The following is a 14,314-nucleotide window of genomic DNA, read 5'->3' on the forward strand; positions in this document are numbered from 1 at the left end:
ATTTTTAACTGCCTGTAGCGTGAGGACATCCTAACTGTAGCGCTTTAGGAACAAACTCGGTACAGCAACATATAATGAAGTGTTTGTGCCAATCCCACAAGTAGAATTGGATTTCAATCCAACACTAAGAATACAACAAAACCCAGTTTGATCAAGGATGTGCTAGACTTTATAGTAGCACCAAAGAATACGGTGTCAGATAGCACTCTTATAGAATGGGAAGTCCAATGTTTCAATCCTATACAGCTGCAAGAGTGTTCTTGAAGCTTTTTTTTTGCGCTAAACAAGTTGGTGGGATCCGATTGTGATTTTTTTCCACGCCCTCAAAGGAAATAGCAAAAAAGAAATGCGCTAACCCTTCGTTTTTAATGGGATACTTAGTCCAAATGATTTATATTTGCCTCGTAACGACTGCCTTTAGCCCACAAAACGGAATACGTCTCGACTGAGTTAAGTAGCAGGAAAGAATCAATACGACATTAGCATTAATCAATGAACCATTCAGAACATACAAATACCACTTGGCTGTTTGAAATAACACCCAAAAATAAATTTTTCACACTCAATCTAAAGGAAGTGTGGCAATACCGTGATTTGCTGCTGCTTTTTGTGAAAAGGGATGTGGTTACGGTGTATAAGCAAACCGTTTTAGGACCGCTTTGGTATTTGATTCAACCGCTTTTCACTTCGATTACCTTTACTATTATATTTAATAATGTTGCCGGAATAGATACTGGTACCGTGCCTCCATTTTTATTTAATTTGGCCGGAATCACAGTTTGGAATTATTTTACGGCTTGTCTAACCGGAACTTCGAATACGTTTGGAGCCAATGCAGGGATATTTGGGAAAGTATATTTCCCCCGTATAATCGTACCGCTTTCAATTGTTGTTTCCAACTTATTGAAGTTTGGAATCCAGTTTTTTATATTCATTTGCTTTTACGGATATTACTATTTTCAAGGAGCTGCAATAGGCATGAATGTAACCACTTTATTCTTTCCATTACTAATTGTTATGATGGGTGTTTTAGGATTGGGGTTGGGTATGTTTATCTCCTCCTTAGTTACTAAATACCGTGATTTTAGTAACTTGATTGGTTTTGGTGTACAATTGTTGATGTATTTATCGGCAGTGATGTACCCGATGGCTTTGATCAAAGAAAAATTACCTACTTACGGCTGGTTAGTCGAATACAATCCGTTAGCATACGTGATTGAAACGACGCGATATATGTTGCTGGATGTTGGGCAACTCTCTATTTACGGATTGGGTTTTACGTTTTTAGTAACCATTTTCGTTTTTTTAGTAGGAGTTTTGATATTTAATAGGACGGAAAAGAGTTTTATAGATACGGTTTAAGAGTGAGAAGTGAAGAGTTAGAAGTGAAGAGTTAGAAGTGAAGAGTTAGAAGTGAAGAGTTAGAAGTGAAGAGTTAGAAGTGAAGAGTAAAGAGTGAAGAGTGAAGAGTGAAGAGTGAAGAGTGAAGAGTGAAGAGTGAAGAGTGAAGAGAAAAAAGTGAATAGTTAGTTGCTACTCACGACTCACGATTCACTACTCACTAAATAAAAAAGATATGGATCATAAAGATTTGGAGGTTTGGAAGAAGAGCATGGATTTGGTAGTTACAGTTTACCAAATTACACAAATGTTTCCAGATACTGAGAAGTATGGTTTGACGAGTCAAATGAGAAGAGCAGCTGTTTCTATTCCATCTAACATAGCGGAAGGAGCTGCACGTAAAGGAGATAAAGAATTGATGCATTTTCTCTATATTTCTATAGGGTCACTCTCAGAATTAGAAACGCAATATTTAATTGCGACACGATTAGGATTTGTTACAAATGAGGATGCTTTTGGACAACAACTTATTGAGGTTAAAAAGCTTTTGATTGGATTTAAGAATTATATAAATAAGAAGTGAGAGAAGTGAGAGAAGTGAGTGAAGTGAGAGAAGTGAAGTGAGAGAAGTGAAGTGAGAAAAGTGAAGGGTGAAAAGTGAATTGTGAGTGGTGAAAGGTGAAAAGTGAGAAGAGAATCGTGGAATGTGATAAAGAATCTTACGTAAAAATTAAAAAAAGAAAATAGTATATAGCTAAAAAACGAGTAAAATGAAACGGAATTGTGAATAGTAAGAAGTTGTTTTCTATTCACCATTTACTTTTCACTTCTCCCGAATTATGAAAGACATTATATTAAAAGCCGAAAACATTTCTAAGCAATACCGCTTGGGTCAAGTGGGTACTGGTACTATGGCGCACGATTTGAACCGATGGTGGCATCAGGTGCGCGGGAAGGAAGATCCTTATTTAAAAATTGGCGATACCAATGACCGAAGTACCAAAGGCACCAGCGATTATGTCTGGGCACTGCAGAATATTAATTTTGAGGTGGAACGTGGTGAGATTTTGGGGATTATAGGAAAAAATGGTGCGGGAAAATCAACTTTATTAAAGATATTATCTCGAGTGACCGCTCCCACTACTGGAAGTATTAAGTTTGGAGGTCGCGTGGCTTCTTTGCTTGAAGTAGGAACCGGATTTAATGGCGAAATGACTGGCAGGGAAAATATTTACCTCAATGGAGCTATTTTAGGGATGACCAAAAAAGAAATCAAATCGAAGATTGACGAAATTATTGAATTCTCCGGATGTGAACGCTACATTGATACCCCTGTAAAACGATACAGCAGCGGGATGTATGTACGACTGGCTTTTGCCGTAGCCGCATTTCTGGAGCCTGAAATTTTGATTGTGGATGAGGTTTTGGCCGTGGGCGATGCAGAGTTCCAGAAGAAAGCCATTGGCAAGATGAAGGATATTTCCAATCAAGGAGGGAGAACGGTTTTGTTTGTAAGTCATAATATGGCGGCGGTGAAACAATTGTGCACGAGAGGAATTGTTTTGGAGAATGGGAAGGTTGTTTTTGAGGGAGGAATAACGGAGGCTGTTGATTCATATATTAATTCAAATCAAATTTTTGAGTCAATCTGGAATAAATTAACTCCTAATAATTCTATTGCTTACTTTACACATGCTTCAATAATAAATTCTGAGAATAAATATGTTCAAGTAGTTAGCAATAGGAAACAATGTTTTTTAAAGTTAAAAGTTGTTGTAGAGGCAAAAGTTTTTGATGGCACATTTGCGTTTGAAATTGTTAACCAAATGGATCAATCGATTTTTGTTAGTCATGATTTTGATATGTCGGATTCTATTCGTGAAGCAGGATGCTTTGAGATTCTTATTCCATTACCAAAGTTTTTACGTGCGGGCAATTACTTTGTTAATTTGGGCTCAAATATAAGGGGTTTTACAACTTTAGAGTATTTTCCAAATGTATTAGGCTTTGAATATATTGATGAGTTATATGGAGGGCAAACCCAGAGTAGGCCAGGTACAGTATTCATTCCATTGAAGTGGGAAATTAATAAGATTTAATGAGTTTTCTTGTGAAAAAAATAATAAAATTTTTTTTAAGAAGTTATTCCAAGTTGAAATTTGAATATAAAATTAATATTCAAAAAGACGAGTGGTTTTTTATATTTCCGTATGGTATTGGCGATTTTTATTTATTTCTGTCTTTATTAACTGCGTTCCAAAAGAAAAACGGGGTAAATAGTGTTTCTGTTGGCTTGGTAAAACCCTATCAAGCTCAGTTATTAGATATTTTTGAGATAAAGGTGAAGAAAATAGTTTTCATTGATAAAAAAGAATTACAATTTTGTCATTGTAATAATTTAAATCAAGGAATTCCCATTATTTTGCACCCTGAATACTTTTTAAAAGAATCACTTTATAGTCTCATAGGTTATAATGGGTTGACATTAGGTGATGTGTATAAAATAATGCTGACTTTGCCAATTAAAACTAGATACAATAAACCTATCATTAACCAGATTGTTAGAAATGCTGCATTTGAAAAGTTTAATAAATACAATCTAACTGATTGTAAAAATGTTCTTTTAGCCCCACATGCTAATTCCTTCGATGAAGATATTATTCCTTTCGATTTTTGGGAGATACTTAACTATGAATTACAAGCATTAGGCTATAAAGTGCTAATTAATAGTTCTAACAAAAAATATGTTGATTTAAAAAATGTAATTGCTGTTGATTTCTCTTTAAGTCAAGCGATTCCTTTTGTTGAAATGTGTAAAATTTTCGTGGGGGTTAGAAGTGGATTTTGTGATTTAATATCTTCCTCTAAATCGCAAAAATATATTATATATCCAAAAATTGATTGGTATGCAGGGACATTTTTATCTGGAAGTAGTTTGATATCTATGGGTCTAACTAGTGATGAAATAATTGAGTTTGAAATAGATTCTGATTCAATACGACAAATCATAAACAGTATTATACACGAAATTGTAAAAAAAAATAAATATGAAGGACGTTAATTATTTTGTAAAATTATCTACTTACGCAAAAAGTTTATTGGATACCTTACCAATTGAAAAAGAACCACAACCACTTCAATATGCTGTTGAGAAATTATATGGTAAATTAAAACAAATAAAGGAAGATGAAGTTGAAAAATTGAAAATTTTATGGGTAAAAAAAAATTTTATTCAAGAATTACCGAAAAAAAAAGATTCTATTGGTTTAAACACTATTGGCTCATTAACGGATAGATTTACTATCCTTATTATCAAAGAATGGTGTCTTCGAAATAAATCAAACAATGTGCAAAATGCCAATAACTTATTTGAAAATCAAACAAAAGATATTATTAGATGTTTAGCTAATTCAGTGCCTGGTAATTCAGCGATTAATTCGAAAATTACAAATATTAAAACAGATGTAATTGCACAAGATTGGGAAGAGGCCTTTTTTGGATTGTTAGCAGTAAATTTAGTGCTTTGGGAGTCTCAGGAAGTTTTATATATAAAAGATATTTCACTATTACCAGCTGAAGAACTTCGCGCTTATATTCATTGGTTTGCTCATGGAAATATGGAAAGGAATGTATTGATGGAGCTTTGTGAAAGCCGATATTGGGAAAAGATAAACTCGTTAAAAAATGAAAAATAATATTGCGATTATTGGTGCTGGTATTTCAGGTCTGTCTGTTGCTCGTATGCTAAAAGATAAAGGTCACAATGTTGTTGTATATGAAAAAAGTACTCAAATAGGAGGACTTGTTAAATGTACAGAAGAAAAAGGTGTTTTATTTCATCGTGTTGGTGGTCATGTTTTCAATACAAAAATCAAGAAGGTTGAAGACTGGTTTTGGAAACAATTTGATAAGGATGAGACTTTTATTTTAGCAAAAAGGAATGCAAAAATATGGATAGAGAATAGAATTATTGGTTATCCTATAGAAAATCACCTCCATCAATTTGAGCAATCACTTGTCGAGCAAATTTTTTCCGAATTATTATCGAATAATTTTAATGAAAAAATTGCAGCAAATAATTTTGATGATTTTTTGAAAATAAATTTTGGTAATACATTATATGAATTGTATTTTAAAACATATAATTATAAAATATGGAATACCGACTTAGCGAAGGTTCCTTTACCGTGGTTGGAAGGAAAACTTCCAATGCCAAATTTACTGAATATTATCACCAACAATATCTATAAAGTAGATGAAAAGACTATGGTTCATAGTAGTTTCTTTTATCCCAAAAAAGGCGGTTCATCATTTATTGCTGAAAATTTTGCTAGAGATGTCGATATTAAAACTGGCGTCGATGTATCTTCAATCAGAAATATTAATAAAAAATGGGAGCTAAATGGTGAACTGTTTGATTCAGTAATTTTCACCGGAGACGTTAGAAGGTTGTATAATTTAATTCAAATTGATAATACAGATATAATAAACAATTGTTCAGCTGTTCGATCACTTATTAGTAACGGTACATCTAATGTGTTGTGCTATACTGATGATTCAGATCTTTCCTGGTTATATTTACCAGATTCTAATATCAAACCACACAGAATTATTTTTACGGGTAATTTTAGTCCCAACAATAATATTGCAAATAGGAGAAAAACTTGTACTGTGGAGTTTTCAGGAATTCTCTCTGACAAAGAAATGATAAAAGAGTTGGCAAAACTTCCAGGTAATTTAGAACCTATAGCTTTCAATAAAGAACCAAATAGTTATGTAATTCAACAACAAGATACCAGAACTTTGATTTGTAATTTAAAAGAAAGCTTAGAGCCTGAGCATTTTTATTTACTTGGTCGTTTTGCTGAATGGGAGTACTACAATATGGATAAAGCAATTGAAGCAGCAATGGATTTAGTTGAAGACAAATTTTAATATGAATAAATTCTCCATCATCACCATCAACTACAACAACCTCGAAGGACTTCAACGAACCGTCGAGAGTGTCGTGAATCAAACTTGGCAAGAGTTTGAGTATATCGTTATTGATGGAGGTTCCACCGATGGCAGTGCCGAATATATCGAAAGTCAAAGTGAACACATCGAATATTGGGTTAGTGAACCGGACAAAGGGATTTACAATGCTATGAATAAGGGTATTGCCAAGGCCAGCGGGGAATATTTGTTGTTTTTGAACAGTGGGGATCATTTGTATGATTTGAAGGTTTTGGAACAGAATTATAATAAAATAACTGAGCAAGATATTATTTATTACAATCTTAATGTTGTTGATGGCAATAATGCATCTATAAAGGAATATCCACATAAATTGCCTTTTTCTTATTTAATCAATGATACATTACCGCATCCAGCAACTTTTATAAAATCATCTTTATTTTGTATAATTGGTATGTATGATGAAAATCTTAAAATTGTTTCTGATTGGAAATTTTTTATAGAAAGTATATGTAAATACAATTCTACTTATTTAAAGATTGATATGACTTTGTCTACTTTTTATTTGGATGGCTTGAGTTCAAATTTTCAAAATAAAGAAATAATTTTTAGGGAAAAACAAGAGGTTTTGAGGTTAAATTTTTCATCTTATTTGGTTGATATTTCTCAATTGAATGAGTCAAAAAACACACTTTCAAATCTAAGAAAATCAAGAAAAATAAATTTATTGGTTAAACTAGGATTAATAAAGAAATTTTAGAATGAATGAATTAGTTTCCATAATTGTTCCCTGTTACAACCAAGCGCAATACCTCGATGAAGCGTTACAGTCCGTGTTGGATCAAGCCTATACAAATTGGGAGTGTATTATTATAAATGATGGTAGTCCGGACAATACCGCGTCTGTAGCAAGAGAGTGGATTGTCAAGGACTCTCGATTTAAATATTTTTTTCAGGAAAATAGAGGAGTAAGTAGCGCTAGGAATACAGCAATCAAACAAGCAACAGGCGAATTTATTTTGCCATTGGATGCGGATGATAAAATTTCATTTAATTATATTAAAGCAGCAGTAGAATCTTTTCAAGAAGATGCATCTTTGAAAGTGGTTTATTGTAAAGCTGAAAAATTTGGTGATGAATTTGGGTTATGGGATTTAAAGCCATTTTCTCTTCATAGTTTAAGTCAAAAAAATATGATTTTTTGTTCTGCCTTATTTAAAAAGACAGATTGGGAAAGGGTTGGTGGTTATGATGTAAATATGATTCATGGAATAGAAGATTGGGAGTTTTGGATTGCAATATTAAAAGAGGGTGGAAAAGTAAAGTGTATAGATATTTGTGGGTTTTATTATAGAATTAAAAGTGTTTCACGACATAAACAATATAGTGAAGATCATGAAAAGCAGTTATTGGAATATATGAGCATTAAGCATGTTGATTTTTTTGTTAAACAATTAGGCTCATTCACACAATTAAATAGTATTGTAAAACAAACTAAAGAAGAAAAGGAAAAAAATCTGAATAAATTGAAAAACAAGAAGTTTGTTATTGATATTTTTTGTAATACTTTTTTTAAATTTACGATTTTTAATAATTTTTAAAAAATCTCAATGAATCACAAAGCAGCGTTGAGTTCAGTCAAATTAATTAAAATTAAGTATTCATAAAAACTATCTAGTGATAATTAAATATATAAATAAATCTATGAATATAGCTTTTACTATTTGTTCTAACAATTATTTAGCACAGGCAAAAACTTTAGGAGATTCTTTTTTAGAACACCATCCTAATTGGAAATTTATTATTGGATTGGTAGATGAGTTTGACTCATCATTTGATTATAGTCAATTTAATAATTTTGAAATAGTAAAAGTAAAAGATATTAATGTTCCAGAATTTGAGTCTTTAGTTATAAAGTATAATATTATTGAATTAAACACAGCAGTTAAGCCTACATTTATAGAACATATTTTTATAAATTATAATGCTGATAAATTGATTTATCTTGATCCAGATATATTGGTGTTAAGTTATTTTGAGGAAGTTATAACAATGTTAGATTCTGTAGATATAATAATAACACCTCATATTTGTTCACCTATAGATGATGATTATGCTCCTACAGATTATCATACTCTAAGGGGAGGAGTTTATAATCTTGGTTTTATTGCTTTGGCAAGATTTAATAGGGTAAATGGTTTTATAAAATGGTGGGGTGATAGGGTTTTAAAATATGGTTTTTGCGATTTTAGCAGAAATATGTTTTATGACCAAATGTGGATTAATTATTTACCATCTCTGTTCGATAATTATCACATAATTAAACACTTAGGTTATAACATGGCTAACTGGAATTTGCATGAAAGAAAATTAACAAACTTAGCTAATGAAAACTTTTGTATTAATCATCAACAACCTTTGCGTTTCTTTCATTTTAGTGGTTACAAATACAATTATCCAAATAAAATAGCGTCATATTTAACGCGCTATAATTTTGAAACTAGAACAGATTTGAAGGACTTATTTTCGTTGTATCAAAAATATTTATTAGATAATGATATTGAAAATACAAGTCAACTAAAAGTTTTTTATCGATTAATACATGAAAATGCTAAAGCAAATTTGACTAAGAAGACCTTGATTGAAAAAATCATGAATAGATTGAAGGTTACTATTAATGTATTTTTCACTGGAAAAAAATAACATATTTTCAAAAGGTTACAAATAATAGTATTTATAACCTTAATATTTTTTATGACTACTATTTACTTCTGATATAACAATTGATAATCTTGAGTTGATTTAGAAAACTAAAGCCAAAATTTTAAAGCATGAAAAATCCTAGTCTTTCAATCATCATAACTTGTTACAATCTGGGAGAATATCTTGAGGAGGCTATTGCTAGTATAAAAGAATATTCAATGAATGAAGATTATGAGGTCATTTTAGTTAATGATGGATCAACTAATGCAACTACTAATGCTATTTTAGAGGAAGTTGTAAAAAGTGATAAGGCTATAATTTATATTAATCAATCCAATTTAGGCTTGGCAAAAGCAAGGAATAATGGAATTAAACAGGCCAAAGGGAAGTATATTATTCCACTAGATGCGGATAATAAATTGAGACCTGAATTTATAGAACAAACAATAAGTATTTTAAACAATAATCTGGAAATTGATGTTGTTCATGGTAATGCTCAAAATTTTGGAAATAAAGTTAGCATTTGGAAATCCAAACCTTTTAATTTTCCGGAGATGCTACTCAATAATTATATAGATGCTTGTGCCGGCTTTAGAAAATCTACTTGGGAAAAGTTGGGTGGATATGATGAAACAATGCCGGTCATGGGTTTCGAAGATTGGGATTTATGGCTTCGAATGGGTAATGCCGGTTGTAGGTTTGAATATGTAGACGAACTTTTTTTTGACTATAGGGTTAGAGATAATTCTATGCTGTCAGAGGCTTGGCAAAAAAGATCAAAGTTGCTAGATTATATTTTTAATAAAAAAGAATTAAAACATTTAGCACTATTTAGAGAAAGTGTTATCGAAAATAAAAAACTTAAAGAGGAACCATCTTTTAATCTTTTAATAACAACGATCCTTAAAAAAGTAAAACGAAAATTGCCTTTCTAAATGAATAATTCTAAAAAAATACTGTTTACTACCGAAAATGTATCGTGGGGTGGAAGCGAGTTGCTGTGGTCTAGAACTGTTGCAGAATTATCTCAATTTAGTTTTTCTATAGCTGTTTGCGTTCATGAAAAACTAAAACTTCCTCAAGAGTTACTTTCGCTCGAAAAAGATAGTAAAATACAAATTTTTATACATTCAAATTCTATCTCGTCATTATGGAAACGAACGCTGAATCGTTTTTTGCCTTACCGTAAACGGTTTAAATCCGCTAATTTAAGGCATAAATTGATTCTTGATTTTAACCCGGATTTAATAGTAATGAATCAAGGCTTTAATTTCAACGCTGTAGAATTAATGTTGTTTGCGCGAAAAAATAAGTTGTGTTATATCACTATTTCGCATGCCGTAAATGAAGGATTGTGGCCTAATTTAGTTTTAAGACAGAAGATGGAATTGGCATTTGTAAGCAGTATGAAAAATTATTTTGTCAGTCAAGATAATCTTTTAGTAACTCAAAATCAGTTGGGAATCATATTAGATAATGCTGTTGTCACTCGTAACCCTTTTAATGTGCCTTTTGCAATTGATTTAGATTTTCCAAAACTAGAAGCTTTTCATTTGGCTTTTGTTGGAAGATATGATTTCTGTGCAAAAGGTCAGGATGTTTTACTTCAGGTTCTAGCTGAAGCGAAGTGGAAAAGCAGAGACTTACATGTTAATTTTTATGGAGAAGGGAATGATATAGAAAATTTGAAGGCTTTGGTCGAAATGTATCAATTAAACAATGTAATTATACATTCTCATACTTCAACAGAAGAAATATGGAAAATGAATCATGGTCTGATTTTAACTTCAAGATTTGAAGGCTTACCTATTGTAATTGTAGAGGCAATGCTTTGCAAGCGATTAGTAATTGTCACTAATGTAAGCGGAAACGCCGAATTTATTCGGGATAATGAGTCTGGTTTTATTGCTGCTGCGCCAAGGCCAGAGTATGTGGATGAAGCCTTGGAGCGTGCTTGGCAACAAAGAATTAATTGGGAAGCAATAGGAACTAAGGCGCGACAAGAAATTACAACTTTAATTCCCGAAAAACCAGCGCTTGAATTTGCAAATGAGTTAAGTTATCTTTTAAGTAATTTATAATGCATACAAAAGTCTACTGTATTTTAGCACATAAGAATCCAAGCCAAATTCAGGATTTGATAGCATTGCTAGATGATAATAAATCTTTGTTTTTTATTCATTTAGATAAAAAAGTAAATCAAAAGGAATATGAAAATTTAATTAAAAATTCATTCAGTCATTTTGTAAAAAATAGAGTTCGGTGTAGCTGGGGGACTTATAGTTTAGTACAAGCTACTTTGAACACGATGAAAGAAGTGCAAAGTTTTATGATCGAGCATTATACGTATTCAAAATATCATTTTATAATGCTTTCCAGCGAGGATTTACCTTTAAAAAGAAATGAAGTTATTCATGGATTTTTAGAAAGCAATATAAATACTTCATTTTTACATTATTGGAAATTACCCTATAATAAATGGTGGGGAGGAGGTTTGTTTCGATTAGAAAACTTTTATTTTTTTCAATATAAAAAATATCCTAAACTGAACTGCTGGACGAACAGAGTTATAAAAAAAATGCATTTCAGTTTCTTGTTTCCATTAAATCGATTTGAGAATCGATTTCCAAATTTCCAAATTTATGGAAGCAGTCAATGGATGATTTTGACGAAAGATTTATTAGAATTTATTCTTGAAAAAAGTAATAAAAACATACAGTTCAACTCTGTATTTAAATATGTTTTAGCACCAGATGAATTGTATTTTGCAACTTTGATTTTAAATTACAATTTGCAAAAGCAATTTGTGGTATTTAATAAAAAAACTCATTTAGTTTGTTTTAAAGGAGCAGAGGCCAGTCCGCGATATCTGGAAGATGGAGATTTATATAGTATTGAAGAAAGTCTATTATTTGCAAGAAAATTTGATCCTGAATATAATTCAAAAACTATTGATACTCTAAAAAAAATGATTAACCAATGAAAAAGTTAGCAGTTTTAATGCCTACCTATAATTGCGCTAAATATTTGAAGGAAAGTATAGATTCTATATTAAATCAAACGTATTCCGATTTTGATTTTTATATTTTCGATGATTGTTCTACAGATGATACAAATCAAATTATATCAGGCTATAATGATAAGAGAGTTATCTATATAAAAAATTCAGAGAACTTGGGTATTGCCAAAACCTTAAATTTTGGTTTAGAAAAATTATTACCTCTTTATCAATATATTGCCAGAATGGATGCTGACGATTGGGCATTTCCAGAACGATTTCAGCGACAGATCGATTTTATGGATGAAAATGCTTATATCGCTATGTGTGGAACCCAGGCTTTTTGGTTAAAAGAAATGAGTCAAATTAAATCTGTAAATTGGTTGCAACCTGAAAATTATAGTTACATAAAGTTATATTTGTTATTTGGAGCTTCTTTTGGCCATCAAACAATTGTTTTTAGATCCGAAGTAATAAAATCCAATAATTTTAAATATGATGAAGATATCAGGACTTGCGAAGATTGGGGTCTGTGGACTAATATTGTTCAACAACATATAATCGTCAATTTGCCGGAATTTTTAGTTAAAAACAGAATAGTTGAAACAAGTAATCATCGTTCATCAGAAAATAAAATAGTGCATCTCAAAGAGCGCTCTATTATTATTTCAAATTATTGGAAAACTTTTAATATAAATTTGTCTCCTCAACAGGTGTTTGAATATTATTATGATTCGAATGCAAAAAGTATGCAGCATTTTCAGTCTAAACTAAAGGTGCTAATAGATTGTTTTAATCGACTTTTTTTGAATAACGCCAATAACTTAGAAAGCGAAGACAAAAGAAAATTTAGTTATTTATTAGCTCGAAAAATCCTTGATTTCTGGAAACGATCTAGTATTAGTAGGTACAATCCTGTTATTTGGTATATAATAGTAACCAATGTGAAATTCATCGGTTTAACTCGACTGATTAAGAGTCAACTTAAATAAAAAAGTATTTAAAATACGACTTTTCTTATACTTATCACAACTAAAAATTGCTAAATTATTTTTTTATGATATTAAATTTTTTTAGATAATCTATTTATATGCAAGCTTCAATTCTAATTGTTTCAAAAAATCGTAAAGCAGAGTTACTAAAAACACTAATTATTTTAGAATTACTCATCAATAAAACAGATGTAGAGGTTTTAGTTTTTCTGGACGGCTGTACAGATGAATCAACTTTGTTGATAGATCAATTTAATTGGGTTATGTGGTTTTCTTGCGAAAAAAGTATAGGTGCTTCAAGAGCAAGGCATGGACTTTATCAAAAAGCAAAAGGACAAATTTTTATCGGTTTAGATGATGATGCGCATCCTTTATATTCTGATTTTGTAAGTCGAATTAATTCAATTTTTAAGCAATATCCTAATGTAGGAATTATAGCCTTTCAAGAAATAAAAGGAATATATGATTCTGATTCACAAGCTTTGAACACCGTAGCCTTAAGTAATGAGGAATATTTAACCAATGAATTTATTGGCTGTGGGTTTGCTATCCGTAAAGATGTTTATGAAGCTACCAATGGCTTTCCGGTTTGGATTGATATTTATGGAGAAGAATCGTGTGTTTCGATTGAAGTGTTAGCGGCGGGGCACGATATTTTATATTCCAATAAAATTAAGGTGAATCATCGTGTGAATTTGATCGAAAGAAAGAAAGCTGGACAGAATTATTTTAGGTTTGGTAAACAATTGAAAAATTCTACCTATTATTTTTTAGTGTATTATCCCTTTCCTTTAGGTAATATTTTTAAGCTGTATTGGCATAATTTCAGGAAGTATGCATTAAGAGATTTTAATTGTTTTAAGATTTTTTTTAACGTTAGTATTGAAGTTCTTTGGGGTATTCCTAAAGTACTTTCTTATAGAAAACCAGTTAATGTAAAAGTATTAGATAAAATGAGAAAAGCAAAAGGATTGCGATTTTGAAACGCTTCTAGTTTATTTTCTCGATAGTGAGAGTTTTTTTTCAGTACGAATATGTTATTAATTCTGACGTTTCACTCAGGATTATGGAGGGAAATACCAAAAGCGTTTATATGAAAAATAATTTTTGGCGTAATCTAATAATTTGTAGAAGCAGATGGATGCTAAAAGTAGCGGTGAATCGATATTCTTTACAGCTATATTTATCAAAAAACACTACAACATATTGAAACATTTCACTACTTTTGATTTATAATTCGACGAATAACTGGAATTATTCGAGGTCTTACACTAATTAATTTGCTCAAAAAAACGGGGTTCTAGCCGGTATTTTTGAGTTTTTT

At 31.1% G+C, this 14,314-nt stretch carries 14 protein-coding genes; all 14 read left to right on the top strand.

The genetic code is table 11. The features are described from left to right. Nucleotides 1-492 precede the first annotated feature (492 nt). The 14 genes from BLS90_RS09145 to BLS90_RS09210 all read left to right on the top strand — a co-directional run bounded on the left by BLS90_RS09145 (nucleotide 493) and on the right by BLS90_RS09210 (nucleotide 13,973). The gene (locus tag BLS90_RS09145) at nucleotides 493-1,362 is read left to right on the top strand and encodes an ABC transporter permease (RefSeq protein WP_091257351.1); all 870 of its coding nucleotides are present in this window, start codon (nucleotides 493-495) and stop codon (nucleotides 1,360-1,362) included. Nucleotides 1,363-1,576: 214 nt separating this feature from the next. Beyond that, nucleotides 1,577-1,924: a four helix bundle protein gene (locus BLS90_RS09150; RefSeq protein ID WP_091257352.1), complete on the top strand. Its 348-nt coding sequence runs from the start codon at nucleotides 1,577-1,579 to the stop codon at nucleotides 1,922-1,924. A gap of 256 nt (nucleotides 1,925-2,180) precedes the next feature. Then, nucleotides 2,181-3,440 carry an ABC transporter ATP-binding protein gene (locus BLS90_RS09155; RefSeq protein ID WP_091257353.1) on the top strand — a complete coding sequence of 420 codons (1,260 nt, stop codon included), beginning with the start codon at nucleotides 2,181-2,183 and terminating at the stop codon, nucleotides 3,438-3,440. Nucleotides 3,441-3,451: 11 nt separating this feature from the next. Then, entirely contained in the window at nucleotides 3,452-4,402 is a 951-nt protein-coding gene (locus BLS90_RS09160; protein WP_139171403.1) for a hypothetical protein, read from the top strand. 37 nt (nucleotides 4,403-4,439) lie between these two features. Then, nucleotides 4,440-5,036 carry a hypothetical protein gene (locus tag BLS90_RS09165; RefSeq protein ID WP_139171404.1) on the top strand — a complete coding sequence of 199 codons (597 nt, stop codon included), beginning with the start codon at nucleotides 4,440-4,442 and terminating at the stop codon, nucleotides 5,034-5,036. Continuing rightward, nucleotides 5,026-6,276, top strand: a complete 1,251-nt coding sequence (locus tag BLS90_RS09170) for a protoporphyrinogen/coproporphyrinogen oxidase (protein ID WP_091257356.1) — start codon at nucleotides 5,026-5,028, stop codon at nucleotides 6,274-6,276. Before BLS90_RS09165 ends, BLS90_RS09170 begins: the two co-directional genes overlap by 11 nt. A gap of 1 nt (nucleotide 6,277) precedes the next feature. Continuing rightward, entirely contained in the window at nucleotides 6,278-7,057 is a 780-nt protein-coding gene (locus BLS90_RS09175; protein WP_091257357.1) for a glycosyltransferase family 2 protein, read from the top strand. Between the two features lies 1 nt (nucleotide 7,058). Continuing rightward, entirely contained in the window at nucleotides 7,059-7,898 is an 840-nt protein-coding gene (locus BLS90_RS09180) for a glycosyltransferase family 2 protein (protein WP_091257358.1), read from the top strand. 103 nt (nucleotides 7,899-8,001) lie between these two features. Further along, nucleotides 8,002-9,000, top strand: a complete 999-nt coding sequence (locus BLS90_RS09185; protein WP_091257359.1) for a glycosyltransferase family protein — start codon at nucleotides 8,002-8,004, stop codon at nucleotides 8,998-9,000. A gap of 128 nt (nucleotides 9,001-9,128) precedes the next feature. Then, entirely contained in the window at nucleotides 9,129-9,935 is an 807-nt protein-coding gene (locus BLS90_RS09190) for a glycosyltransferase family 2 protein (RefSeq protein WP_091257360.1), read from the top strand. Beyond that, the gene (locus BLS90_RS09195) at nucleotides 9,936-11,081 is read left to right on the top strand and encodes a glycosyltransferase family 4 protein (protein WP_091257361.1); all 1,146 of its coding nucleotides are present in this window, start codon (nucleotides 9,936-9,938) and stop codon (nucleotides 11,079-11,081) included. After that, a complete protein-coding gene (locus BLS90_RS09200) occupies nucleotides 11,081-11,983 on the top strand; it encodes a beta-1,6-N-acetylglucosaminyltransferase (RefSeq protein ID WP_091257362.1) in 903 nt (300 codons plus the stop codon). The genes BLS90_RS09195 and BLS90_RS09200 overlap by 1 nt, the downstream gene beginning before the upstream one ends. After that, nucleotides 11,980-12,990, top strand: a complete 1,011-nt coding sequence (locus BLS90_RS09205) for a glycosyltransferase family 2 protein (protein ID WP_091257363.1) — start codon at nucleotides 11,980-11,982, stop codon at nucleotides 12,988-12,990. Before BLS90_RS09200 ends, BLS90_RS09205 begins: the two co-directional genes overlap by 4 nt. A 98-nt stretch (nucleotides 12,991-13,088) precedes the next feature. Continuing rightward, nucleotides 13,089-13,973 carry a glycosyltransferase family 2 protein gene (locus BLS90_RS09210; RefSeq protein ID WP_091257364.1) on the top strand — a complete coding sequence of 295 codons (885 nt, stop codon included), beginning with the start codon at nucleotides 13,089-13,091 and terminating at the stop codon, nucleotides 13,971-13,973. The last annotated feature ends 341 nt before the right edge of the window (nucleotides 13,974-14,314 follow it).

The organism is Flavobacterium omnivorum, from assembly GCF_900099915.1.
Classification (GTDB): domain Bacteria; phylum Bacteroidota; class Bacteroidia; order Flavobacteriales; family Flavobacteriaceae; genus Flavobacterium; species Flavobacterium omnivorum.